Raw genomic sequence first — 25,092 nt, 5'->3', positions numbered from 1 at the left:
AGTACAAAAGCGAGATTTATTTTGATTTAGTGACGATTAATTCATTTCACCATATCTTAATATTGGGAAGAAAAAAGTAATCTTTATTTAAAGAGTGAATAAAGAAGTTGTTTCTTGATGATTTATTTATCGAGATTCTTATATTCTAGAGATTGAACCCCATGATCAAAATCTCCAAGACAAAACTGAAGTAATTTTTGAGGGTTGTAAAAATTTAGTATCTTCTCTGGGATGACTACTCTTGAGAAGAAATATCAGTGTCCCTAATTTCCTGTTGTCATATTTAATCATTGCTATAGGACTCCTATACAATAATGTTCGGTTGAGGAAATATTAATTTCCTAATTGTAAATGTTAAGTCAATCTTTTACTACTTTATCACTGTTAATATATGTCAATCTCAGTCATTTCTAGTCTAAATAATAACTCTATTGTCCCCCAGCAATCTGAAAATTTTAACTTCTTGTCATGCTCATTAAAATGGCGGAGAGGAAAATTATTGGTGAAAGCTTCTGAAAAATTTTCACAACTCCATTTAGCTGCACTAGAAAATGAAGAATCTTTAATAGAATGTTTAAAACATTCTCCAGTTAACTTAGTCAGCATAGACCCCAAAATTGGATATTCTTTATTAAAGGTTTGGGCAAATGCTTGTCAAAAAGCTAACAAGCCTATATTTATGAATATTTCTGGAGATCAAAAATTATCGAAACAGCGTAATCAAATTTTCAAGACTTTACAAATAATAATTGATTGGACTTGGGCTTTATTTTCAATACTATTTATGAGTCCAGTCATACTAGGAGGATTGATAACTATACAGATATATTCTCCTAAGTTGTTGTTTGATTATGAGTGGTATGTGGGAGAAAATGGGCAACTTTTTCAGGCTATTAAGTTTAGTGCGATCGCTAAACAGGAAATGACAGATTTGAATATTACTTTAGGTACATTCATTTTGAATAATTTATCTAATGTATTGAACTTATTGCAGGGAAAATTTTGTCTAATCAATAATCGTTCTTTGTGTTTAGAAGATGCGGTAAGTTTAAATTTAGAAAAACACCAAACCAGTTTAAGTAAAGAACATCAAGTAATTAATTGATCCCAAATATCCTTTGAGGTTCACTAGTTTATTATCTAGGATTAATATGGATCTTGGTATCTGAAAATATTCTTGATTTCATTAAGCGTTATTTCCTGTTTTGATATCTCTAACCATGAATTATGTACATAATTAAAAACTGAGAAAACCATACAGACAAGAATTTGTACCGAATTTGAACTTTTTGATAGTTCTGCTTTTAGTTATTGGATTCACGTTGCTTCAATTCAAGAATATTTCTTTTCTTTTCATTAATGATTCTGTACTTAATTATCGTTCAAGCTTTTTATGAATTCTGAATTTCTTCCGTCAACTCTAAAAATATTGCAAGCTACAAGTTTTTGGCAAAATAATCGGTTAATATTACGAGAATTTACACACTTTCGACTAATAGCAATTTTAGCTGTAGTTTTTTCAGCTATAGCTGCAAGTTTGGAAGGATTTGGTTTAGGATTTTTGTTGGTATTTTTACAAAGCTTAACTACTCCTGGTGCTGAACCTGTAAAAACGGGAATTGAATGGTTTGATATTTTAATTTTAGGAATTAATACTTCAGCTAATGAGCGATTATATCGAGTATCAGCTTTAATCGTGATCACAACCTGTTTACGTGCATCGTTTAATTACTTTGGACAAATTTGCATCCAGTTTAGTGAAGTTAGTTTAGTAGATAATCTTCGGAAACGAGTTTTTGAACAGTTAGAAGCTCAAAGTCTTAGTTATTTTGCCAAGAAAAAATCTGGGGAATTAATTAATACGCTCACCAATGAGATGGAGAGAATTAAACAGATTTTTGGAGGTATAGCTTTTTTAACTACTAGAAGCTTTACACTCATCGTCTATTCTATTTCTTTGTTTGTCCTTTCTTGGAAACTATCAATAGTTTCAATTTTGCTATTTAGTCTTTTAGCTGTTGGCTTATCTACACTAAATAAACAAATTAGAGAACGTAGTTTTGCTACTACTATAGCTAATGATAATTTTACGACTAGGACACTAGAATTTATCGAAGGTATCCGCACAATCCATGCTTTTTCTACTCAAGAATTTGAGCGAAAACGGTATTATCAAGCAAGTCAGAAAATAGTTAATACTTGGAAAAGTGTTTATTGGATTTCTTTGATAGTTAGGCCACTTGCTGAGAGTATAGCAACGCTGATTCTCATCAGTATGATTATCGTGGCTCTAGTGACAGGAATCATGAAGGTTTCTGCTTTATTGACGTTCTTTTTTGTGCTATTTCGCATTATACCTATGACTCAAGATTTAAATGGAGTAGTAGCTTTTTTAAGTACCCAAGCGGGAGCAGTGGAAAATATCAAGAATTTGTTGAAAACTGATGATAAAGTCTATTTTCAAAATGGCGCACTGAGATTTTCTGGTTTCAAAAGATCAATTGATTTAGTATCTGTAGATTTTGATTATAGTCTTAATCAAAGAGTTTTACATAATATTACTCTTTCAATTAAACAAGGTGAAATGACGGCTTTAGTGGGTTCATCTGGTGCTGGTAAAACTACACTGGCAGATTTAATTCCTCGCTTCCATGACGCTACTGATGGCTATATTTATATAGATGAAGTTGATATTCGCAAATTTGACATAAATACTCTTCGTTCTAAAATAGCGGTTGTTAGTCAGGATACATTTATTTTCAATACTTCTGTTTGGAATAATATTGCTTATGGGACACCAACAGCTACAGAAGCAGAAATTAAAGAAGCTGCACGATTGGCAAATGCTTTAGAATTTATTCTGGAAATGCCGGAGGGTTTTAATACGCAATTAGGAGATAGAGGTGTACGGTTATCAGGTGGACAAAGACAAAGAATTGCGATCGCTCGCGCATTGCTGAAAAACCCCGAAATCCTGATTCTAGATGAAGCTACAAGTGCCTTAGACTCGGTTTCTGAGCGGTTAATTCAAGAATCCTTAGAAAAGCTATCTGTAGGACGGACAGTAATTGCGATCGCTCACCGTCTCTCTACTATAGCTAAAGCCGATAAAGTTGTGGTTTTAGAACAAGGAAAAATCGTAGAACAGGGAGCATATCAAGAACTACTGCAACAACATGGCAAGTTTTGGCAATATTATCAAATTCAAAATGAAGTGAGATAAACAATCATTCAAGTTTTCCATAGTTTATTTTCTCATCCTCCAAGCAATGTTAAATATTAACTACTCTGAACCTTTGGTAAGCGTGATTATCCCCACCTATAATCGCCCCGAATACCTGAAACAAGCCCTTAATAGTGCTGTTAACCAAACCTATCAAAATCTAGAAATTATTGTTTCTGATAATTGTAGTTCTGAAAATCCCCAAGCACTAATAGAATCATATCAAGACTCACGGATCAAATTTTGGCGACATGAAGAAAATATTGGAATGTTAGCTAATCAGTTTCATGGTTTTAAAATTGCCACAGGTAAATATGTAGCTAGTCTCCATGATGATGATATGTGGAATGAAGATTTTTTATCGAAACTTGTCCCCAATTTAGAAGCAAATCCAGATTTAATTCTGGCATTTTGTGACCAATATATTATAGATAGTGATAGTAAAATTAATGTCGCTGCCACTGAAAACAATACCCGCAGTTATAAACGTGATCAAATCACTTCCGGAGTTCATAAAAATTTTACTCAAATTGGCTTAATTGATAAAAGTATTCCCACTGCGGCTGCTTGTGTAATCAGAAATGGCGTGCTTAATTGGGATAATATTCCTTCAAAAGTTGACGGAATGTGGGATTTATATTTAACATATCTTTGTTGTATTTCCGGTTATGGAGTTTACTATGTTCCCGAAAAATTAACCAAATATCGAGAGCATGAACAAACTGATACTATGCTCAGTGGTAGTCGCAGTGTGCAAGCAAAAATCCGTAAAGGTAAAAGTGAGATATTCTGTTATCAAACTTTTATGGAAGATCAACATTTACAGGAATTTCATTCCTACTTTAAAACCAAATGGTTAGAAGCTAATACAACTTTAGGAATTGGCTTATTAAGAGATCAAAAAATCACAGATGCTCGCCGTTATTTTTGGCAAACTTTAAGTGAACAAAAATTTAATTTGCGAACTTTAGCGGGTTTAATTATTAGTTTTATTCCCACCAATTTAACGAATAAAATCTGGAAAATTTCCTAATTTAGTCAATCAAAAGAGGTTATGAGTGAAAATTTGTATTGTTACTCACAAAATTAGAAAAGGTGATGGTCAAGGTAGAGTTAATTATGAAGTAGTTCAAGAAGCCATCCGGCGTGGTCATGATCTGACATTATTAGCTAGTGAAATTGCCCCAGATTTAGCAGAAAATAGTGCTGTTAATTGTATTTGTATTCCAGTAGAAATGTATCCTACAGAATTTATTCGCAATTTCATTTTTGCTCAAAAAAGTGCCGATTGGTTGCGTAAAAATCGGGCTAATTTGGATTTAATTAAAGTCAATGGCGCGATTACTATGGGGGCAAGTGATGTAAATGCTGTCCATTTTGTGCATAGTTCATGGTTAAGTTCTCCTGTCCATATTTCTCGCACTCGCAAAGATTTATATGGTTTTTATCAATGGTTATTTACTGCGGCTAATGCTTATTGGGAAAAACAAGCTTTCCGCCAATCTAAAATTATTATTACTGTCTCAGAAAAAGTTGCCCAAGAATTAGTAATTATTGGTGTACCTCGTTCACAAATTCGGGTTGTTGCTAATGGTGTAGACTTACAAGAATTTGCTCCTGGTGTCAGTTCTCGGACGGAATTGGGATTGCCTGAAAATGTTAATTTGGCATTATTTGCAGGTGATATTCGGATTTCTCGAAAGAACTTAGATACCATACTTCATGCTTTGGTAAAAGTTCCTGAATTACATTTAGCAGTTGTCGGTGGTACTCAAGATAGCCCTTATCCGGCAATGGCAAAAGCATTAAATATTAGTGAACGAGTGCATTTTTTAGGTTATCGCCATGATATGCCTCAAATTCAGCGGGCAGCAGATTTATTTGTGTTTCCGTCCCGTTATGAACCCTTTGGACTTGTAGTGATTGAAGCGATGGCTTCAGGTTTGCCTGTGATTACCGCCACTACTACTGGTGCGGCTGATTTAGTTAATTCTGACTGTGGCATCGTTTTAGAAGATTGTGATGATGTTAATGCTTTAGCCGATGCGTTGAAGTTGTTAAATAGCGATCGCTCACTGCGTCAACAAATGGGTAAAGTTGCCCGGACTATTGCCGAACAACATAGCTGGTCAACAATGGCACAAACCTATCTAAATATATTTGAGGAGTTAATCACCCATGAGAAACACAGTTCTCATCCCCACCTATCGCCGTCCTCAAGACCTAGCCCGGTGTCTGAAAGCACTGCAACAGCAAACTAAATCAGTTGAGCAGGCGATCGTTGTTGTCAGAGATACAGACACAGAAACCCAGCAATTTCTCCAACAATTTCCGCCCCACCTCCTCCCCTTACAGATTGTCACCGTCACCCAGCCCGGAGTCGTCGCCGCCCTCAACGCCGGACTGGCACAAGTCCGGGGAGACATTCTTTCCATCACCGATGATGATGCCGTCCCTCACCCGGATTGGTTAGCAAAAATCAATACTCACTTCAGCGTTAATTATGCTATTGGTGGCGTTGGTGGTCGTGATTGGGTATATCAAGGAGACAAACTCGAAAATGGTTCTTGTTCCACAGTTGGTAAATTGCAATGGTGTGGGCGCGTCATTGGCAACCATCACTTAGGAATAGGCGCACCCCGTGAAGTTGATGTTCTCAAAGGTGTGAATATGAGCTTTCGTACCCAGGCGATCGGCAAACTACGCTTTGATGACAGAATGCAAGGAACAGGCGCACAAGTACATTTTGAAATGTCCTTCGCCCTCACTCTCAAACGGGCTGGATGGAAAATGATTTATGATCCCAGCATTGCAGTAGATCACTATCCTGCCCAACGATTTGACGAAGATCAACGCCACAACTTTAACGACACCGCATTAATTAACCTAGTCCACAACGAAACCTTAATTTTATTAGAACATCTTTCGCCCCTGCGTCAAATTGTATTTTTATCCTGGTCAATTTTAGTTGGCACAAGAGAAAGTTTAGGAATATGTCAATGGCTGAGACTATTTCCCCAACAAAGAGAAATTGCCACTAAAAAATTGCGAGCATCTTTACAAGGAAGATGGTTAGGATATCAAAAATATAGAAACATAGAAAAACACAATCTTGTAGGAGTCAGGAGTCAGGAGTCAGGAGTCAGGAGTTAAGAATCTTTATCCGCGTTCAATACCTCTTTAAATACTCCTTCCTAATACAAAATAGGCAAACATAGAGAATGATTTCCAAACCAATACTTTTCAATACAGTTTTAAAAGAACAATTTTCTCCCCAAGATCGATCAGCCCAAAGTTGGATCATCATCCTGGGTTTTATCTTAATTACAACAGCTTGCTACTTTACCACTACAGGCAGTTTGCGCCTCGTTTATCCCGCCAGTTCCTTTCTAGTAGCCGTGTTTTTGTACTTACGGCATCCCATCCACTATATCGGCTTCACCTGGTGGATATGGTTTCTCACCCCCTTAATCACTCGTTTAGTTGACTATAAAATTGGCTGGGACCCCACCAGACAAATGTTAATTGCACCTTATTTAGTCGTATTCCTGACCATATTCACTTTTTTAAAACATCTGCCTAGCACTTTTCGTCAAGGGGGACTACCATTTCTTTTAGCAGCTATAGGAGTTTCTTATGGATGTTTAGTGGGTTTAATTTACAATCAACCACTCCCTGTAGTTCGGAGTTTTTTGGATTGGTTAAGTCCCATAATTTTTGCTTTTCACCTATTTTCTAATTGGCGAGATTATCCCAGTTATCGTCAGCATCTTCAAAGAGTATTTATTTGGTGTGTACTCATCTTGGGAGCTTACGGTGTCTATCAATTTGTTGTCGCTCCTGAATGGGATAGATATTGGCTAATCCAATCGGAAATGTTTACCAGTGCTGGACATCCAATTCCTTTTGGAATGCGCGTTTGGAGTACATTACACTCACCTGGTCCATTTGGGACTGTAATGCAAGCTGGTTTACTATTATTATTTACCAGCACTGGACCATTAATTTTCCCCGCATCTGCTGTGGGTTATTTATCATTTTTACTTTCCCAAGTGCGGACAAGTTGGGGCGGTTGGTTGCTAGGAATAATTATGATTTTTGGTTCAGTCAAACCCAAAATTCAAATGCGATTAATTACCGTAATTTTAGTGATGTCAATCTGTGTTATTCCCTTGGTAACTATCGAACCGCTTTCTAAAGTCATTACCACTCGATTTGAAAGTTTTTCTAATCTGGAAAAAGATGGTAGTTTTAGGGATAGATCAGCAACTTATGACAGAAACCTGAATTTAGCTCTTTCTAATATTGTCGGTAACGGCTTTGGAAATATCTGGAAAGTGAATGAAAAAACTGGACAAATAGAAGTGATTGTTATTGATAGCGGCATTTTAGATATGTTTTTTACCTTGGGTTGGATTGGCGCTATACCCTATATTAGTGGGTTAGTATTGCTGCTTATTACCGTTAGTAATTATACAGAAGGTCGTTTTGATAGTTTTCTCAGTGCTGCCCGTGCTATTGGTATCAGTTCTTGCGCCCAATTAATTATCTATAGCGGGATGTTAAGTATTGCCGGGATGATTATGTGGGGATTTTTGGCAATGGCTATGGCAGGACATAAATACTACAGCAGACCACAGAATTGAGGTGAAACAGGATATTTTAAAAGTCTTATGGCACAATCTTGAGATCCCCCTAAATCCCCCTTACCAAGGGGGACTTTGACTCTAGTTCCCCCCTTTTTAAGGGGGGTTAGGGGGGATCTTTATACAACTTGAGACTTTACAAATATCTTCTTAAAATGGAGAAATAAAAGAAATTGGCTTATTTGCTCCTTTGTGCGATGACACCACAGAGGAGTTATAATTATTATGATCACATTTTATTGATAAATTGTGATAAAATTTAGTACAAATATTTCCTGTATGAAAAGTAATTAAACTCTTAAACAAGAGGTGAAATACCATGTTAAAAATACAACCTCCAACTATAATTGATTTTCAACCAGCAATTGCTGCTAAAGATAAAGATGATAAATCTATTTTGATAATAGATGTGAGATTTTCCGCTATGTATTCTTCCCCGGATCTTAATATCTTAAAAATGGAACAATACCAGCATATTCCTTTTTTAATGTTTGTTAATTCTAATGTCATGAGAATCTTTAAGAGTCCGACTTTTACAGAAGTAGCAAGATTGGACACAAAAAAGGTTTTAGGACATTATAATCCAAAAAGTATCGAAGGAATCATCTATCAATCTACTTTAATAACTTTAACTCAATCATGGTTAAGAGATTTAGCTTATCATTGGAAAAGTGAAACCCCTCCTTACATTGAGGAAATGAAGAAAATTGGCTTATTTACTCTTTTGTTTGATGGTACAACAGAGGAGTTGGAATTATTATGATTATTTATTTAGAAACTAATTCATAAGTAAGATATTTTGTGTTACACTACTTACATTGCTATGGTTATATTAATATTCATTTGAGGTTAAGTAATGAAAGCTTTTGAAGTCATGGGAAAAATTGATGAAAAAGGTCAATTATTATTAGATAAACCTTTAGAAATTTATACATCTGGTCAAGTCAGAGTAATTATCCTTGTATCAGATGACATTGAATCTGATCCTGATGATACTTCGGTTGTGGAAATTAAAGCAAGTTTAAAAAAAGCATTACAAGAAGCAAAAGCAGGAAAAAGAATCCCTTTAGAAAAAATGTGGGAAGGAATTGATGCAGAATGATTCTTTCTTAATTAATATTGATTTAACTCCTGAATATTAGAGAAATTTAAAACATTTAGCCAAAAAATACCGAAATATTCTTTCTGATACTCAATCTTTCATTACAGAACTGCAAAGAGGAAATTTATTAGGAGATAGATTAACTGGTTTTAATGAAGATGTTTATATTTATAAAGCTAGACTCAAAAATAGTAATCTTCAAAAAGGTAAAAGTGCTGGTTATCGGGTAATTTATTTACTTGAATCAGAAACCAGCATTTTATTGTTAACCATTTACAGTAAATCTGAACAAGAAGATATTAGTGATTATGAGATTAATTCTATTTTAGACGAGTTTTATAGAGATGAATAAAAACGTTAATAAGAGTAAAGATAATCAATGTTGGGTTTTGTTTCCTCAACCCAACCTACTTACTATTATGTTCAATTTGGCAATTTTAAATATCTGATGTATAATTAGGTATATCTTAGCAAAAATCACTCCATGTAAATTAAATGCTATGGAAACAATAACTTTAAATTCTCATGTTGGTCAAGATGGAATATTACATTTAGATATTCCTGTAAATCTTGTTAATACTGATTTAACTATTACTATTATTTTAAAATCTAGTGCTGATTTTCAACAGGAAAATAAACCAAAAGGAAAAGGTTGGCCTGCTAATTTTTTTGAGGAAACATCAGGATGTTTAAAAGATACTCCTTTAACTATAGATTCTGAAGGTGTTTTTGATGATTTAGAGGAGTTTGAATTATAATGAAATATTTGTTAGATACAAATGTATGTATTAAATATCTTAATGAAGATTTGATTATTCGCCGCAAGTTAGAAAATACTGATCTAGAAGATGTTGCTGTTTGTTCAGTTGTCAAGTTAGAGTTATTTTATGGAGCAATGAGAAGTGATAATCCTGATCAAGTTTGGGCAAAAGTAAAGCGATTTTTAGAAGTATTTATTTCTTTACCTTTAGATGATATTTCAGCTTTAAATGCAGGTAAAATTCGGGCGCAGTTAGCGAATATTGGTACTCCTATTGGTTATAATGATTTATTAATTGCTTCTATTGGATTGTCTCATGATTTGATTTTAGTGACTCATAATACTAAGGAATTTGTCAGAGTTGAAGGTTTGAAAATAGAAGATTGGGAAATTGAAGGATAGAATGCCTATTTGGTAGTGATCTATCGCTATTATCAGTTAGGTTAAGTAATTGAATTGTTTGATGAGAATTAGATATAAATGTTGGGTTTCGTTACCTCAACCCAACCTACTTTAAAAATTATTAAATATCTAAGTCCATCTCTATCTGATTAACTCTGATTTCTTTGTGTTTTTCTGCACTTTTAAGAACTTCATTAATTAAGGGAATATTTAACTTTTGTTTGTTTTCAATAATATCTTGAATTGTAATAATCTGAACTTTATCACAACTATGAGTCATGAATTTATTTTGATAAAAGCCAGCGGATTTGGCGGTTTTTAACATATCTTTTGTAGGATTTTCTAAAGTTATAAACACAGCTATACTAGCATTTTCTAGGGTCATTGTTCCTAGTAAATCCCGGATATCTCCTGATTTAACTTTACCAGATTTAACTTGAAAAATTACTTTCTCTAGTTCACCTTTATCACCATAAAATGAACCAATCCCATCTACACCTTTATCTGCTCCTTTTTTAGTGTTAATCATGGCTCGATTATTAGTATAAGTTAATATTGCCCATTTTTCAAACTCTTTACGAGTGCGATCATCTGCTTTATTTGCTAATGCTTTTGCACTTTCTATATCTTTAGGAATACCATGAAGTTTGATGGTATCTACAAATTGTTTACCAAAGCTATCTTCTAATCTTTTTAAAATTAAACTAATGCTTTGATAAGTAATATCAATTCCTATCCATTGTCTATCTAATTTTTGGCAAACAGCAACAGTTGTACCACATCCACAATAAGCATCTAATATTACATCATTTTTGTTAGAACTTGCTTTAATTATTCTTTCTAATAATGATTCTGGTTTTTGGGTAGGATAACCTAAACGTTCTCGATTATTTCTAAACAATGGTTGAATATTCCAAACATCTCTCATAGATGCTAAATGAAAAAAACCGCCCTTTTGTCCACAGGTTTCACATCCTTCTTCATCAGTTTGAGCGTTAAGCTTTTCTTTAGCAAAATTTCTTCCTCGTAGTGTAGGAATATAAGCCTTTTCTTTGGGTTGATTAAAAATATATTGTCTTTTACTAGTTTTTACATAAAAAAGAATTATGTCATGCTTTTTGCCAAACCAATATTTACTAATTCCACCTGTTTTATAACTCCAAATAATTTCATTCAAAAAATCCCCACCCTGAGAACAAAAGATAGCATCCAATATTAACTTCAAATAGTGACTAGAGGTAGGATCACAATGTAGATAAAAACTTCCTGTAGGTTTCAAAACTCGATGAATTTCTGTTATTCTTAAAGTCATACTCACCAAATAAGCGAGTAAACTTCCTTTCCCTAAAACATTACTTAAACCTGTAATTAAAGCAATACATTGTTGAGTAAATAAACCATGATAATTAGTAATGATTTCATCTATTCCCCGAATAGCGTGATCATCCCATTCCCAAGTATCAATAAATGCTTGAGCTTGCGCTTTATCTTCTCCACCAATATTGTTATAAATTTGATTGTAATTGCGTTTAGAATTAAAAGGAGGATCAATATAACATAAGTCAACAGACTCATCTTTAATGTAACGTCTTAAAACTTCTAAATTGTCCCCATAATAAAGTTGATTAACCATTGTTTTCGTGCAATTATTTTGCTTAAATTAACCCTGATTAATCATTCTTATACCTAATTACTTTTTTGTCATACCAGAAAATATGAGATATTCTCTGATATTTTATTAAGAAATTTTAAGAAAATACCTGAAAAACCCTGATAATCTAGAAACAGATTGAGTTATAATGGCTACAAAGGTTAATTCATCTAAGTTTTATGACTGTTACAGAAATTTTACAATTTGTGGATAATTTAGTATTTAATAAGACTGATAAACATTTAGATGATCTGCAAAAAAAGATTATTGAGGAACTATTTCAGGGTAAAACTTATAGACAAATTGCCAATATTTATGATTATGATGAGGGTTATATTGGTGATGAAAGTAGGAATTTATTTAAACTTTTATCTGAAATTCTAGGTCAAGATATTAATAAATCTAATTTTTGTTGGACTCTGGAAAGAGTTAAAAATTGTTCTAAAATTGTTAGTTTTGGAAATAATAATCATATTAATTGTTATTCTAATTATGAAAAATTAAATTATCAAGAAAATAATAATACGGAAAAAGCTAAATTCGCTTATCATGATTTAAGTTTATCACCTAAAATTACTCGTTTCTATGGACGAGAACAAGAATTAAACCTTTTATCTAATGGAGTATTAAATCAACACACTCATTTAATTTCAGTTGTAGGATTATCTGGAATTGGTAAAACTACCCTTGTGAAAAGATTTATTGATCTAAATATTCAACAATTTGAAGTTATTATCTGGAGAAGTTTAAAATTCCCTAAATCCCTAGATTTACTTATTGATGATTTATTGAATGTTTGTCAACAAGAAGCTAAAGCAACCATAGATGATAAATTAAAACAATTATTTAATATCCTTAAAAAGAAAAAATGTTTGATTATTTTAGATGATCTAGAAAATATCTTTGTTAATTGTCAATTTGCTGGACAATATAAACCTGAATATCAAGATTATAAAACCTTTCTGCAAATGATTACAGAAATTGAACATCAAAGTTGTTTAATTCTCATCAGTCAGGAAAAATGCCAAGAAATGATTTCTTTAGATACTGAACTTTACCCGATTCATTGTTTAGAATTATCAGGTTTAGATAATTCAGCTACAGAGATATTAAAAAATCAAGGCTTAAATAATGAGGAAAATTGGTTAAACTTAATTAACTTATATGAAAGTCATCCTAAATATTTACAATATATCAGCATCTTAATTAAAGATGTCTTTCAGGGTGAAGTTTCAGAATTTATCAAAGAAGATAATTTAATATTAACAGAAGATTTTAAAACTCTGTTTGATTCAATATGGATGAGATTATCTGAAGTTGAAAAAGAGATATTATTAAAAATTAGTCAAAATGATCAACCTATATCTAGAGATGAGATAAAACAGTTTTTATCATTGTCATCAATGGATATAATAAACGGGTTACAATCATTAACAAGAAGATTTTTAGTAACTAAATTAGAAAATGATCAAAAACTATATACTCTTTCTGCTGTTTTTAGCGAATATCTAAGAACTTATCATCATTAATCATACTCTCTTGCTATTGGCATCTGGACTGTGAGAAAATTATTTATGCAGCATCTCAGCATAAATAGGACTTACACAGGTGTCACACTAAAAATCTGTTGTAGTTGTAGGGTGCGTCAGATATCAATAATCTGTTTATTTGCAAAATTTATGCAGTCTGACGCACCCTACCAATGTGCCAGTTGCGTAAGTCCTGATAAAGTGGCTATGGACTGATAAAATGTGTTCACTTTCATGGCTAGGTTGCTTACAAATAAGGTATTTATGAATCAAATTCATCGGGTGGCGATTGTTGGGGGAAATCACGGTAATGAGTTAACGGGAGTTTACTTGGTGAAAAAGTTTCAGCAATATCCCCATTTAATTCATCGAGGCAGTTTTGAAACTTTATCATTACTTGGTAATCCTAAAGCTATTGCTGCACGGACAAGATATATTGATACGGATCTGAATCGTTGCTTTAATCAAGATAAATTATCAAGTTCAAATATCTCAAGTTATGAAGAATTAAGGGCGCGAGAAATTCAACGAATATTACAACCAGAAAATCAAGAATCTGTAGATACAATTATTGATGTCCATACGACTACTGCCAATATGGGATTATGTATTATTCTGGGAAATTGGCATCCTTTCCTGCTCAAATTAGCTGCTGATTTGAGTGCGGTTAATCCTTTGGTGAAGGTTTATATTCATGAACAACCTCAAGGGAGTGGGTTTCTGCGTTCTTTGTGTGATTTGGGTTTTGCGATTGAAGTTGGTGCTGTACCTCAAGGAATTTTAAATGCGGAATTATTTCAACAAACTGAACAACTTATTTATAGTGTTTTAGATTATTTTGAAGACTATAATCAAGGAAAAGATTTGCCAAAAAATAACACACTCACAGTTTATAAATCCATTGGTGTGATTGATTATCCGAGAAATGAAGCAGGGGAAATTCAGGCGATGATTCACCCCCAACTTCAATACCAAGATTATGAACCTTTACATCCTGGTGATCCTATTTTTCTGACTTTCACAGGAGAAGAAATTTTCTATTTAGGAAATTCTACTGTTTATCCTATCTTTATTAATGAAGCTGCCTATTACGAGAAAGGAATTGCGATGCACATTAGCGAACAGGAGTTAATTAAGATTGGCTAATTCTCTGGTTTCCATGACTCTGATGATATTATCTTTTCTCATTAATTCACGATATACACTTAGTGTTTCTTCATTGACTCGTGCGGCGCTAAATCTTTCTAGATTTTGTTGGGCGCGGAATTTCCACTGATCTAAAAGTTGGCGATCGCTCAATAATTGTGTCAAAGTATTAGCTAAGGCTGGAATATCCCTGGGTGGCACTAAAATCCCCGCCTGACTATAATCTAAAGTCTCAGGAATGCCATCTACATCACTGGCTACAATTGCACAACCAGCTTCCCGCGCTTCCGTTAGCACTAAGCCAAAAGATTCACAATGTGAAGCCAAAACAAAAATATCTGTTGCTAACATATAGCGTTGTGGTTCTGCCTGAAATCCTTCAAAATGAATGCGATTGCTAAAATCTGTATTTTGCACTATTGCCTCAAATATCGAACGATCTGGACCATCTCCTACTAAATATAAATGTGCTTGCGGCAAGTCTTTGGAAACAATTTTAAATGCCTCAATTAACTCATAAATACCTTTGCGGGTATACATCCCAGCCACAGTAATTATAGATGGATGTGGCATTTCTAACGGTTGATAATCTTCAAGTTTTTTATGTCGAGGACTTCCTAAAGTCCCATTACTAACCACGCGCAACTTTTGAGGTGGAATACCCCGTTTAATCATTGAATTAGCTACTGCTTTACTAACTGCAATTACCTGATCAGCTAACCCCATAAGGATAGCACTGTGTTGAAATTCATTATGGACAGTAGAAACTAAATGATATTCTCGATTTTTGCGAAAAATACCTGCTAAAATTGCCCCTGTCATCATGTGGACATGAACAATATCTGGTTGAAACTCTTTAATAATTTGGCGATAATGCCAAGCAGCTTTAATGAGATTTAATGGTGTCCGACATTGATTAAGATGAAAATGTTCAACACCGTGATCTGCTAATAATTTTTCATATTCTCCACCAGCGGAAGCTACAGCAATATCCAGACCACTGTTTGCTTGTAAACAAGCTAAATCTACAGCAACATTAACAATTCCATTACCGATTTTTTGGACATGATTAGTAATATGTAGAATCCGCATTTAAATTTTCTCCACTGTAATTATTTATAGCAAATCTTCAGACGCTTACCACTCAAAACCTTACTCAGATTTAAAAAATATTTCTTCCGAATATAAAAATCGGTTAATAAATCCACGAGGTAACATTTCAATCTGGGAAGGATAGGCAGCAATAGCTTTTTGTTTTTTCTCTTTTACTGATGTTACTGATAAGCGATAAGCCGCAGCAATATCTTGTAACTTTAACAGAATAAATAATGGCGATCGCCAAAATACCCAAATAGGATACTGAAGTAGTTCTGTATTAATTTGCGATTGGATAATTGCCTCTTTCACTAAATTATAAGTAGCTTCATGATCTTGATGACAGTCTTTACGGTGAGGCACATAAACCTCTCCCGGTTGATATAAATTTAGTAGTTCTGAAATTTCAGTAATTATCTGTTGCCTTTTCTCTATATTCAAAGAAGCTAAACTACCATCTTGGTGATTTAAAAAATGAATCTCTGAAGGGTTGACCCCCAAAATATTTAAAGCCATCAAAGATTCTTGTTGACGAATCTGGATAACTTGACTTTGCATAAGTGGATCTGAACCATGAGAACCTCTACCGTCAGTTAAAAAAGTTATACCTACTTGTATTCCTTGTTCTCTTTTACGGGCAATCATCCCTCCACAACCAAAGGTTTCATCATCTTGATGAGGAGAAAAAACCATTGCTGATTTTTCAGAAAATTTTAAAGGCTGACTTCCCCAATGCAAAATCCACCAGGAAACTAAACTACAATGAATATACTGTATCTGATTTAACAATTTATTAGGAATTATTTTTTCTAAGGAGATTAGGTTTTTTTTATGATTCATAAATTTAAAATTGATTCCCGACACAATTTAAGTTTTGTAGATAACAAATATTGATGATTTCCATAAATCCCAATAACTATTTTTATAATAGTCAAGGAGTGGACAAGAGTATTTATTTTTTTAATAAAGTTATGCTGAACATATCAATAAGAAAGTGTTTAAAAATCAGAGGGATTGTAAAAAAATCTCTCAGTAGTATGGACTAAAGATGAGGACTAGCAAAGAATAAATTTGAATTACCTATATTTCACAAAAAGCTGGATTAGCTAACGACTAACGACTGAATGCTTACTATTTTTCTACCCAGAAGTGTTTCTATAGAAACAGTAAATTATTAGTTAGATTAGTTAGAATTTATGGAAATCATCGAAATCTCCATAACCTACTATATAAAGTTAAGCAGTGCTTAATTACAGTAGGTGTTGATGTTTACCGTTACATTTAGCTAGTTTTTGTATTCCAGAGGACTGTAATAATTACTAAATTTTGGCTGAAGTTATAAATTGAGTAATTATTGCATTAGTATAAGTTATCTTGGGTATGCAATGGTGTGCCACTATCATGCAGATGAATTGGATTAGTTTACTAAAAGCGCAACAAACTGACTTCTTAAACCGGGTGAAAAAACCGAAAACGGCGGATCTTTCTCTTTTAGAAAGTCGAGTTAAAGGTTATCACAGTGAGGTAATGGCATTTGCGGGGGATTCATTAACGAAAATTCTTGAATGTTCTCGTCAGCAAGCTGAAATCCTTGCCAAAAACCCTCCACCCATACCACCAGAATATCCTGAATATCCTGATTGGATCATTCCCTTTCCGACCTATTTTCAACGTCAAGCAGAAGATTATCTTGTCCGCGAACAAATTGTTGATTGGATGATTACGGAACGGTTAGGAAAGTTGGTGAGAAAAGTGCCACAAGACACTTTAGGTAATATGGTTTTGGATGACGAGGGAAATTTACGTGGTGAAAGTAAGTTTACTTATTTGTTAGCAAATAACCCAAAAGTGAGTATTCAAATTCACGTAGCAGATGGAGAAAGTTTTAACGGTATTAAAAAAGATAAAATTCGTTGGTCTGTGAGTCAAGAAGATATCAATAACCACCAAGTATTGATTTTCTTGTGTTTGTTTTATCCAGGAAATACTCAATCAGGATACCACAAACAAACTGTAATTACTGGTTTTTTACCAACAAATCAACTAGATTTTTCAGACTCCAAGATTTATCTAACTCCTAGTAGTCTATTGTATGCAGGAGGATTAAATTGGTATTTACAATCTCTAGGTGGTAAGTCAGATGATGTGCCAATCACTGATGAGAAAATGCTGGTAGAAACCATTCAAACCTTACCATCAGATCATCCTAAAAAGAAGATTATTGGTGATTGGGAATGCTGGCAAACACTGAAAGGACATACCAAAGGTATTAACTGTTTAGCCTATGCTATCAAAACTTTAGTAGTTCAGGATGCCGGAACTAAAAATGTGAAAACAATCCCGATGTTAGCTAGTGGTAGCAGGGGAGAAACAAAATTATGGGACTTATCAAAAGGTGAATTAATCGAGACATTATCAGAATATCCTTGGGTTATTTCTGCCAACGTAGATGAAGTTAATTCCCTGGCTTTTAGTACCGATGGACAAACATTAGTAAGTGTAGGTGCAGATTCCACAGTTAAAATTTGGCATACTGGGGCGTTAGAGTTAATTGATATTCTCCATAAACATCATGGCGATGTCCGTTGTGTGGCGTTTACACCTGATGGTAAGATGTTAGCGACTGGTGGTCATGATCGGAAGATTTTGTTTTGGAATTTGCGCGATCGCCAAGTCGAAAACACCCTATCCTTAGATGATACAGCAGCCCATTCAATGGTGTTAAGTCAAGATGGCAAAATTTTAATTACAGGTAGTTATCGCAAAATCAAAGTTTGGGAAACATCCTCAACACTCAATCAGAAAAATTTGCCAGATATACAACCAATATACACCCTCATGGGTCATTCTCATATTGTCAGTTCCCTAGCCATGAGTGCTGATGCTAAATTTTTAGTCAGTGGTAGTCAAGATCAAACTATTCGAGTTTGGAATTTAGCTACTGGGGAATTAGTTCACACTCTCAAAGGACATCGAGATAGCGTGAATACAGTTGCTTTAAGTCCTGATGAACAAATTATTGCCAGTGGTAGTGCTGATAAAACCATCAAATTGTGGCATTTACAATCTGGGGAATTATTAGGGACATTTACAGGTCATGCTAACACAGTGACAGCTTTATCCTTTACTGCTTCTGGAGAAATGTTAGTCAGTGGGAGTTTGGACAAAACAATTAAAATTTGGCAGCGGAGTTAGATCAAAACTGCGGTTGTCCCTACAAGTTTGTGCCACTTATAAAACTGGTACAAATTTTTTATGAATAACTGCTTTATTTACTGCCCTTTTCGTGATTTTAATTAAGTACAGTTACGGAACTGGTAAGTTACTCTCACCTCATTTTTTACTAATACATACAATTGTGTTGTTAGTAAGTAATTAAAAGGTGAGAAATATGCAAACATTTAATCAACAAAAAGATAGTCCTGCTTGGATTTTTCAAACATGGGCAGCTTTTATTCTGTCTATTTCTATGACTACTTTTGGTGTTGTCAATTTACCTGTAGACAACTGGATTAAAGGATTTATGGGTATGGGGTTAGCTTTTTCTGTTGGTTCTACTTTTACTTTAGCAAAAACTACCAGAGATTTGTATGAAACCAAACGGTTAACTTCCCGCATTGAAGAAGCCAAAGTAGAAAAATTGCTTTCTCAACATGATGTGATTTTGAAATAAGAAATTTTTTCTGATAATCTGGTTTGATAAAATAGCAAAAATTAGGGGTTTATGAATGATATGAATGATAAACCCTTATTTAATTGCAAATAATTCGATTCGAGTAAATTACATAAATCCTGAATATTTGTAAAAACCAGAGTTTTTATTACCAATTACCAATTACCAGCCTCAACAAAATAAATAGCAACTTGAGTTAATATAATAAATATGCTTTCTAGTTACCAATTATGACTATAGCCACTGAACGCCAGATTACACTAGAAAATTTTCTCAAGTTACCAGAAACAAAACCAGCATCAGAATTTATTAATGGGGAAATCCTACAAAAACATAAGCCACAAGGTGAACACAGCTTAATTCAGACTACTTTTATTGAAGTTGTCAATGGACTCACTAGAAGTCAAAAAATTGCCATAGCCTTCTCAGAACTACGCTGTACTTTTGGTGGTAGTACCATTGTGCCTGATATTGCGGTGTTCCGGTGGGAAAGAATCCCCAAAACTGAATCTGGGAGAATTGCTAACCGTTTTGAAATTCATCCTGACTGGGTAATAGAAATTCTTTCTCCTGAACAACCACAAAAAAAAGTATTAACGAAATTATTGCATTGTTCCCGAAATGGAACTGAATTAGGTTGGTTATTAAACCCAGAGGAAGAAAGTGTATTGGCTGTATTTCCTGGACAAAAAATAGAAATATATGAAGGTGATGATAAATTACCAATTTTGGAAAATATCAATTTAGAATTAACTGTTAAAGAAATTTTTGGTTGGTTGAGTTTTGGTTCATGATTGTTAAGGGCGGGGTTTCCCCGCCCCTACGTTAAAATTGTTGTAGGAAGCGTAAATCGCTGTTATATAAACGGCGAATATCATCAATTTGGTGTAATACCATAGCAAAACGTTCTACGCCAAAACCGGCTGCAAATCCGCTATAAACTTCTGGGTCATAACCAACGGATTTTAATACGTTGGGGTCAACCATGCCGCAACCCATGACTTCTAACCAACGTCCTTTCCACTGTAAATCTACTTCGGCTGAAGGTTCGGTGAAAGGAAAATAACTAGCACGAAAACGAATTGGTAAATCGCCAAATATTGATTGTAAAAATATTTTCACAGTTCCTTTCAGGTCTGTAAAAGTTAGTCCTTCATCTATGGCTAAAAGTTCAATTTGATGGAAAACTGCTGAGTGGGTCGCATCTACATCATCTCTGCGATATACTCTACCTGGGGCAACAACTCTAATAGGTGGTTCTTCTTTTTCCATGTAGCGAATTTGCACTGAGGAAGTATGAGTCCGCAGTAAATTACCATCTGGTAAATAGAAGGTATCTTGCATATCACGGGCTGGATGATCTGGGGGGGTGTTAAGAGCTTCAAAATTGTAGTAGTCTGTTTCCATTTCTGATCCTTGGGCAACGGTGTAACCCATGCCAACAAAGATATCTAGGGTTTGGTCAATTATGCCATTGAGGGGATGAATCCGACCTTGAGGGCGGTAAATACCGGGCATGGTGACATCTATGGTTTCCGCCTCTAATTGTACCTGAATTTGAGCAGATTCCAGGGTTGTGCGTTGCTGGTCAAGGCTGTTTTGAATGGCTTCTTTGACTGTGTTAGCGATCGCCCCAATTTTAGGCCGTTCTTCCGCGCTCATTTGCCCCATACTTCGCAATAGCGCCCCCAATTCCCCTTTTTTGCCCAAATAGTTGACTCTGAGTTCTTCTAGGCGTTCTAGGGTATCAGCAGCAGCGATCGCTGTTTCTCCTTCTTGCCGTAATGCTAAAAGTTGGTCTTCTAAATTGCTAGTCATTAGTCATTAGTCATTGGTGATTAGTCATTAGTCTATAGTAGGGGACGGGGAACAGGGAATGGAAGTAGGGGGAGGTAGGGGAAGTAGGGGAAAAATATTCTTTTGCAACGGACAACTGACCACTGACAACTGACAACTGACAACTAACAACTGACCAATGAAATTATTAGTTAGCAACGATGATGGAATTTCTGCTTTGGGTATTCGCGCCCTAGCCAACACCTTAGCAGCAGCGGGTCATGAAGTAACAGTAGTTTGTCCAGATCGAGAGCGATCGGCAACAGGACACGGATTAACCTTACTCCAACCAATTCGTGCGGAAATAGTAGAATCTGTTTTTCATCCTGAGATTAAAGCTTGGGCTTGTGATGGTACGCCTTCAGACTGTGTAAAATTGGCACTATGGGCTTTATTAGATTCTCCACCCGACTTAGTGCTATCTGGAATTAACCAAGGCGCAAATTTAGGGACAGAGATCCTCTACTCTGGGACTGTTTCCGCAGCAATGGAAGGAGTCATCGAAGGTATTCCTAGTATTGCTTTTAGTTTAACCAGTCATACTCATAAAGACTTTCAAGCAGCGGCTAAATTTGCCGAAATCCTAGTTGCTAAAATAGCTGCCCAACCACTCCCAGAATTGATGTTACTGAATGTCAACGTCCCCCCCTTATCTTGGGAAGAAATAGCTGGAGTTACTTTTACCAGACAAGGAGTACGACGTTACGTGGATGTTTTTGACAAGCGAACTGATCCTAGAGGTAAAACTTACTACTGGTTAACGGGAGAAGTGATCGAAGATGTAGAACCACCGATAGAATTAAACTTACCAACCCACATTCCCCTCGATGTTCATGCCATTCAAAAAAAATATATCAGTATTACTCCATTGCAATATAATTTGACTTATGGGCATGGACTTAATCAGCTATCTGGGTGGGAATCTGAATTTCCATAGATTTAGGCATTCTCATTTTAACTAGAAAAAATTATTTTCAGTCACTTTAGTGGATTAGGACTAGCTATTACTTAGGTAAGTGTAGTAACCTATAATAACATTGATGAAAAAAACAGCTATAGCAGGAGTCACCGAGTCAGGAGTAAAAACCTGTTGTGGACGGAGTTTTATAATCAATTCATGTCCTAACTGCTTTGACGGTTGCTATATATAATAATTCCTGTATTGCTGATGCTAACTAAACTCTGCTAAAACTAGCTGCATTTTAAGTCAAAGTGATTGCAAGTCTCAAAGCCGATTCCGTTGTTTTCAGCAATAAAATTTGTAAAACAGCATACACTTAAATAAAATAAGAAGTCGTGTGTTTTCATTATCCTTTTGCTTAGTCCAGCCAGCCAACAATACCCATGTCTAGGATAGAGAACCAATTTAATGTGCAGTTTTGGGGCGTTAGGGGCAGCATCCCCAGTCCAGGAATAGATACCGTCCGCTACGGAGGTAATACTCCTTGTGTCTCCATGCAGGTGGGCGGTAAACGACTAATTTTTGATGCGGGGACAGGATTACACGTTTTAGGAAAATCCTTATTGTCACAGATGCCAGTAGAGGGGCATTTATTTTTTACCCATTCTCACTGGGATCATATTCAAGGATTTCCCTTTTTTACCCCAGCATTTATTAGTGGTAATAAATTTGATATTTATGGAGCGATCGCCCCAGATGGTTCTACCATAGAACAGCGGTTGAATGACCAAATGCTGCATCCTAACTTCCCTGTACCATTACAGATTATGCAGTCTAATTTAACCTTTCACAACGTCCAAATCGGACAGCCCATCACTATTGATGACATTATTATAGAAACCGCTCATTTAAATCATCCCGGTGAAGCAGTAGGATATCGAGTTAATTGGCGAGGTGGTGCTGCTGTCTACATCACGGATACTGAACATTATCCTGATCATTTAGATGAAAATGTCTTGTGGTTAGCCCGCAATGCTGACGTACTCATTTATGATTCTACCTATTCTGATGAAGAATACAGTCATCCCAAATTCCCAAAAATTGGTTGGGGACATTCTACGTGGCAAGAAGCTATAAAAGTTGCTAAAGCTGCCAATGTGAAAACCTTAGTAATTTATCACCATGATCCAGCCCACAATGATGATTATTTAGATAGTGTCGGTGAAGCTGCTTGTGCAATTTTTCCCGGTGCAATTATGGCAAAAGAAGGATTAGTTATCCCAATTACTACAACTGATGTTACCTCAGCATCTTTTTCAGATAGTAAGGATTCAGACTAACAATATTTTATTAATTATAGGAATCATCACCTAAAAATTCGTTATATCGTAGGTTGGGTTGACGTAAGGAAACCCAACGAAATCCTTAATAATCTTGGGTTAAGAGTCACTCAATCCAACCAATATTTCCTTAACCTGACTTCTGCTATATCGCTACACATTTATATATAATTTATCTGGGAACAGATTCAGCAGCAATAAAACTTCTTCAACAATTAGAACCTAACCGTCGTTTATATCTTGCTATTCGGCAAGAAACATATTCAGAATTGTTTCAAGAACCTGTTGGTAAAATATTATTAGAAAATCAACGTCTTTGTTTACTTGTCTTTGATTCTGAACAGGAGATAATTCTCAAATGGATACCTTAACTAATTATCGCCAAATCATTGAAAAGATATTAAAAGAATATGCCGCACTACCTTATGCCTATGGAGAACTAGAAAGAGAACTAATTATTGATAAGTCTGAAAACAGTTACTTATTACTAACAATTGGCTGGGAAAACAAACAAAGAGTACATGGCTGTTTAATTCATATTGATATTATCAATAATCAAGTTTGGATTCAAAGAGATGGTACAGAAGATGGGATTACAAATGAACTTGTCAATGCTGGTATTCCCAAAAATCAAATAGTTTTAGCTTTTCATCCTGTTAATATCAGAAAACATACAGAATATGCTGTAGGAGTTTAGCGAAGATTATTGTCAGAATCAGGTGGTTATCGAGCGATAGCCTGCGTGGCGTAGCCATAGTTGAGATAATATCCACCGATTAAAGGATTAACAAGATGTTTGATTGTAATTGAATGATGAGATTTTAATAATTTTCTGTTATTCTCACAGTTACTTTCTTCTTTGCGTCTTTCCTCCTTGGCGACTCTGCGCGAAACATAGCACACAGAAACACACGAAGAGAATATTATTTTTATCCTGAAAATCCTTTAATCCTGAAAATCCTGATATGGCTACGCCACGCTACGCTATCAGACAATTAACAAAGTCGTCAACAATTTGCAATATTACTGGAAGCTGAAGGTAAGTAAGGTTAAAATTACAAGCAATGTCTAAATCTGAAGTAGAACTGTCAGTAACCCAGCCCTAAAGGGACTGAGCTTGCAAGAGTAATCAAGCAAGCTGTGCTGACCAGACCACCCTGAGCTTAGTCTCATGGTAGCCGTTATTTGAGTCACGACACCCCGGAATGCGAAGCTAGTTCCCTGCTATGTCATTTGCAATTAAACAGTTCTAAGGTCACTGGAACAGTGTTGTAAGTCTAAAAAGCTCTTATAACTGGTCGTTCGCGTAAGCGTGCCTCTGGCATCTAGCTAACATTACCCCAGAAATGGGAGGCACATCGCGTGCAAAACATTATGCGTACAGAGTTGGAAAATTTGAATCGGTAATTGTCCCGTTGAAAGTACATCACAAAAGTACCCCGAATTTCCCGACTCCAAGGCGGTAATGAAAAAATATTCAAGGCGGTTTTAACCGCTCGTGTTGTTTCCCTCTCAGGGCTGAAGCCTCTGAGTTTCCCACTTACCGGGTATTCTTATGAAGACGGCTGAAAAACTGGCTGCTGGTTGGCTACTCACTCTCGGATTCATGTTTTTGGCAATATCAGTTTCAGAAATTATAGATAAATCAGTGCAATCAGGAGTAACGGTATATCCTGTGGAGGGGGAACAGGTATTTTCTGCTCCCAATGCGGTTCAGGATAGCAAAGATACGATTGTGGGAGGGATAATTTTTGGTGTTCCTAGTGGTCTGTCAGTTTTCTATTTGTG

24 protein-coding genes and 1 pseudogene are annotated in these 25,092 nt (G+C 35.2%); 21 read left to right on the top strand and 4 right to left on the bottom strand.

Annotation, left to right across the window (positions count from 1 at the left end; translation table 11 throughout):
* The first annotated feature begins 391 nt into the window (after nt 1-391).
* The 11 genes from hepC to FJR05_RS09930 all read left to right on the top strand — a co-directional run bounded on the left by hepC (nt 392) and on the right by FJR05_RS09930 (nt 10,133).
* Nucleotides 392-1,105 carry a heterocyst development glycosyltransferase HepC gene (gene hepC, locus FJR05_RS27935; protein ID WP_371416868.1) on the top strand — a complete coding sequence of 238 codons (714 nt, stop codon included), beginning with the start codon at nt 392-394 and terminating at the stop codon, nt 1,103-1,105.
* Nucleotides 1,106-1,393: 288 nt separating this feature from the next.
* Complete coding sequence (gene hepA, locus FJR05_RS09975; RefSeq protein WP_168643958.1) at nt 1,394-3,223, top strand: heterocyst formation ABC transporter subunit HepA; 1,830 nt, start codon at nt 1,394-1,396, stop codon at nt 3,221-3,223.
* Between the two features lie 46 nt (nt 3,224-3,269).
* Nucleotides 3,270-4,256 (top strand): glycosyltransferase family 2 protein, encoded by a 987-nt coding sequence (locus FJR05_RS09970; protein WP_168643957.1) that lies wholly within the window; start codon nt 3,270-3,272, stop codon nt 4,254-4,256.
* A gap of 25 nt (nt 4,257-4,281) precedes the next feature.
* Nucleotides 4,282-5,484, top strand: coding sequence for a glycosyltransferase family 4 protein (locus tag FJR05_RS09965; RefSeq protein WP_168643956.1), 1,203 nt, complete (start codon nt 4,282-4,284; stop codon nt 5,482-5,484).
* Nucleotides 5,402-6,376 (top strand): glycosyltransferase family 2 protein, encoded by a 975-nt coding sequence (locus FJR05_RS09960; protein WP_168643955.1) that lies wholly within the window; start codon nt 5,402-5,404, stop codon nt 6,374-6,376. Before FJR05_RS09965 ends, FJR05_RS09960 begins: the two co-directional genes overlap by 83 nt.
* Nucleotides 6,377-6,444: 68 nt before the next feature.
* The gene (locus FJR05_RS09955; protein ID WP_168643954.1) at nt 6,445-7,869 is read left to right on the top strand and encodes an O-antigen ligase family protein; all 1,425 of its coding nucleotides are present in this window, start codon (nt 6,445-6,447) and stop codon (nt 7,867-7,869) included.
* Nucleotides 7,870-8,188: 319 nt separating this feature from the next.
* Nucleotides 8,189-8,632 carry a hypothetical protein gene (locus tag FJR05_RS09950; RefSeq protein ID WP_168643953.1) on the top strand — a complete coding sequence of 148 codons (444 nt, stop codon included), beginning with the start codon at nt 8,189-8,191 and terminating at the stop codon, nt 8,630-8,632.
* Nucleotides 8,633-8,725: 93 nt separating this feature from the next.
* A complete protein-coding gene (locus FJR05_RS09945; protein WP_168643952.1) occupies nt 8,726-8,971 on the top strand; it encodes a hypothetical protein in 246 nt (81 codons plus the stop codon).
* 76 nt (nt 8,972-9,047) lie between these two features.
* On the top strand, nt 9,048-9,323 hold the full coding sequence (locus FJR05_RS09940) for a type II toxin-antitoxin system RelE/ParE family toxin (protein WP_371416870.1): 276 nt from the start codon (nt 9,048-9,050) through the stop codon (nt 9,321-9,323).
* 148 nt (nt 9,324-9,471) lie between these two features.
* Nucleotides 9,472-9,729, top strand: coding sequence for a hypothetical protein (locus tag FJR05_RS09935; RefSeq protein ID WP_168643951.1), 258 nt, complete (start codon nt 9,472-9,474; stop codon nt 9,727-9,729).
* A complete protein-coding gene (locus FJR05_RS09930) occupies nt 9,729-10,133 on the top strand; it encodes a type II toxin-antitoxin system VapC family toxin (RefSeq protein WP_168643950.1) in 405 nt (134 codons plus the stop codon). Before FJR05_RS09935 ends, FJR05_RS09930 begins: the two co-directional genes overlap by 1 nt.
* 121 nt (nt 10,134-10,254) lie before the next feature.
* On the opposite strand, the gene FJR05_RS09925 is transcribed toward FJR05_RS09930, so the two are convergent.
* Nucleotides 10,255-11,766 (bottom strand): DNA methyltransferase, encoded by a 1,512-nt coding sequence (locus FJR05_RS09925; protein ID WP_168643949.1) that lies wholly within the window; start codon nt 11,764-11,766, stop codon nt 10,255-10,257.
* 197 nt (nt 11,767-11,963) lie between these two features.
* On the opposite strand from FJR05_RS09925, the gene FJR05_RS09920 reads away from it, so the two are divergent.
* Together FJR05_RS09920 and FJR05_RS09915 are read left to right on the top strand one after the other, a co-directional pair.
* Nucleotides 11,964-13,313 carry an NB-ARC domain-containing protein gene (locus FJR05_RS09920; protein ID WP_168643948.1) on the top strand — a complete coding sequence of 450 codons (1,350 nt, stop codon included), beginning with the start codon at nt 11,964-11,966 and terminating at the stop codon, nt 13,311-13,313.
* A gap of 264 nt (nt 13,314-13,577) precedes the next feature.
* On the top strand, nt 13,578-14,459 hold the full coding sequence (locus tag FJR05_RS09915; RefSeq protein WP_168643947.1) for an aspartoacylase: 882 nt from the start codon (nt 13,578-13,580) through the stop codon (nt 14,457-14,459).
* Here the strand turns inward: FJR05_RS09915 and FJR05_RS09910 are convergent.
* Together FJR05_RS09910 and FJR05_RS09905 are read right to left on the bottom strand one after the other, a co-directional pair.
* Entirely contained in the window at nt 14,442-15,551 is a 1,110-nt protein-coding gene (locus tag FJR05_RS09910) for a glycosyltransferase family 4 protein (RefSeq protein WP_168643946.1), read from the bottom strand. The two genes, FJR05_RS09915 and FJR05_RS09910, sit on opposite strands and share 18 nt — an antisense overlap.
* 60 nt (nt 15,552-15,611) lie before the next feature.
* Nucleotides 15,612-16,394 carry a PIG-L deacetylase family protein gene (locus FJR05_RS09905; RefSeq protein ID WP_168643945.1) on the bottom strand — a complete coding sequence of 261 codons (783 nt, stop codon included), beginning with the start codon at nt 16,392-16,394 and terminating at the stop codon, nt 15,612-15,614.
* A gap of 561 nt (nt 16,395-16,955) precedes the next feature.
* Here FJR05_RS09905 and FJR05_RS09900 point away from each other — a divergent pair.
* The 3 genes from FJR05_RS09900 (at nt 16,956) to FJR05_RS09890 (ending at nt 20,021) form a co-directional block, all read left to right on the top strand.
* Entirely contained in the window at nt 16,956-18,749 is a 1,794-nt protein-coding gene (locus FJR05_RS09900) for a WD40 repeat domain-containing protein (protein WP_168643974.1), read from the top strand.
* A gap of 196 nt (nt 18,750-18,945) precedes the next feature.
* The gene (locus FJR05_RS09895) at nt 18,946-19,227 is read left to right on the top strand and encodes a YiaA/YiaB family inner membrane protein (protein ID WP_168643944.1); all 282 of its coding nucleotides are present in this window, start codon (nt 18,946-18,948) and stop codon (nt 19,225-19,227) included.
* A 230-nt stretch (nt 19,228-19,457) separates the two neighbouring features.
* Entirely contained in the window at nt 19,458-20,021 is a 564-nt protein-coding gene (locus FJR05_RS09890; RefSeq protein WP_168643943.1) for a Uma2 family endonuclease, read from the top strand.
* Nucleotides 20,022-20,052: 31 nt separating this feature from the next.
* Here FJR05_RS09890 and pheS read toward each other — a convergent pair whose 3' ends face one another.
* The gene (gene pheS / locus FJR05_RS09885; protein ID WP_168643942.1) at nt 20,053-21,045 is read right to left on the bottom strand and encodes a phenylalanine--tRNA ligase subunit alpha; all 993 of its coding nucleotides are present in this window, start codon (nt 21,043-21,045) and stop codon (nt 20,053-20,055) included.
* A gap of 157 nt (nt 21,046-21,202) precedes the next feature.
* Between pheS and surE the strand changes: the two genes are divergently transcribed.
* From surE to FJR05_RS09860, 5 genes and pseudogenes are all read left to right on the top strand, one after another.
* On the top strand, nt 21,203-22,000 hold the full coding sequence (gene surE, locus FJR05_RS09880; RefSeq protein ID WP_168643941.1) for a 5'/3'-nucleotidase SurE: 798 nt from the start codon (nt 21,203-21,205) through the stop codon (nt 21,998-22,000).
* 407 nt (nt 22,001-22,407) lie between these two features.
* Nucleotides 22,408-23,304, top strand: coding sequence for an MBL fold metallo-hydrolase (locus tag FJR05_RS09875; protein ID WP_168643940.1), 897 nt, complete (start codon nt 22,408-22,410; stop codon nt 23,302-23,304).
* Between the two features lie 149 nt (nt 23,305-23,453).
* Nucleotides 23,454-23,675: an element excision factor XisH family protein gene (locus tag FJR05_RS27930; RefSeq protein ID WP_168643973.1), complete on the top strand. Its 222-nt coding sequence runs from the start codon at nt 23,454-23,456 to the stop codon at nt 23,673-23,675.
* Nucleotides 23,663-24,001, top strand: a complete 339-nt coding sequence (locus tag FJR05_RS09865) for a XisI protein (protein ID WP_168643939.1) — start codon at nt 23,663-23,665, stop codon at nt 23,999-24,001. Before FJR05_RS27930 ends, FJR05_RS09865 begins: the two co-directional genes overlap by 13 nt.
* An 858-nt stretch (nt 24,002-24,859) precedes the next feature.
* Nucleotides 24,860-25,092, top strand: a pseudogene (locus FJR05_RS09860) (hypothetical protein); the annotation flags it as partial.

It is taken from the genome of Dolichospermum sp. UHCC 0259 (assembly GCF_009711935.1).
Lineage (GTDB): Bacteria > Cyanobacteriota > Cyanobacteriia > Cyanobacteriales > Nostocaceae > Dolichospermum.
This window is presented reverse-complemented; position numbering and strand designations above follow the sequence as displayed.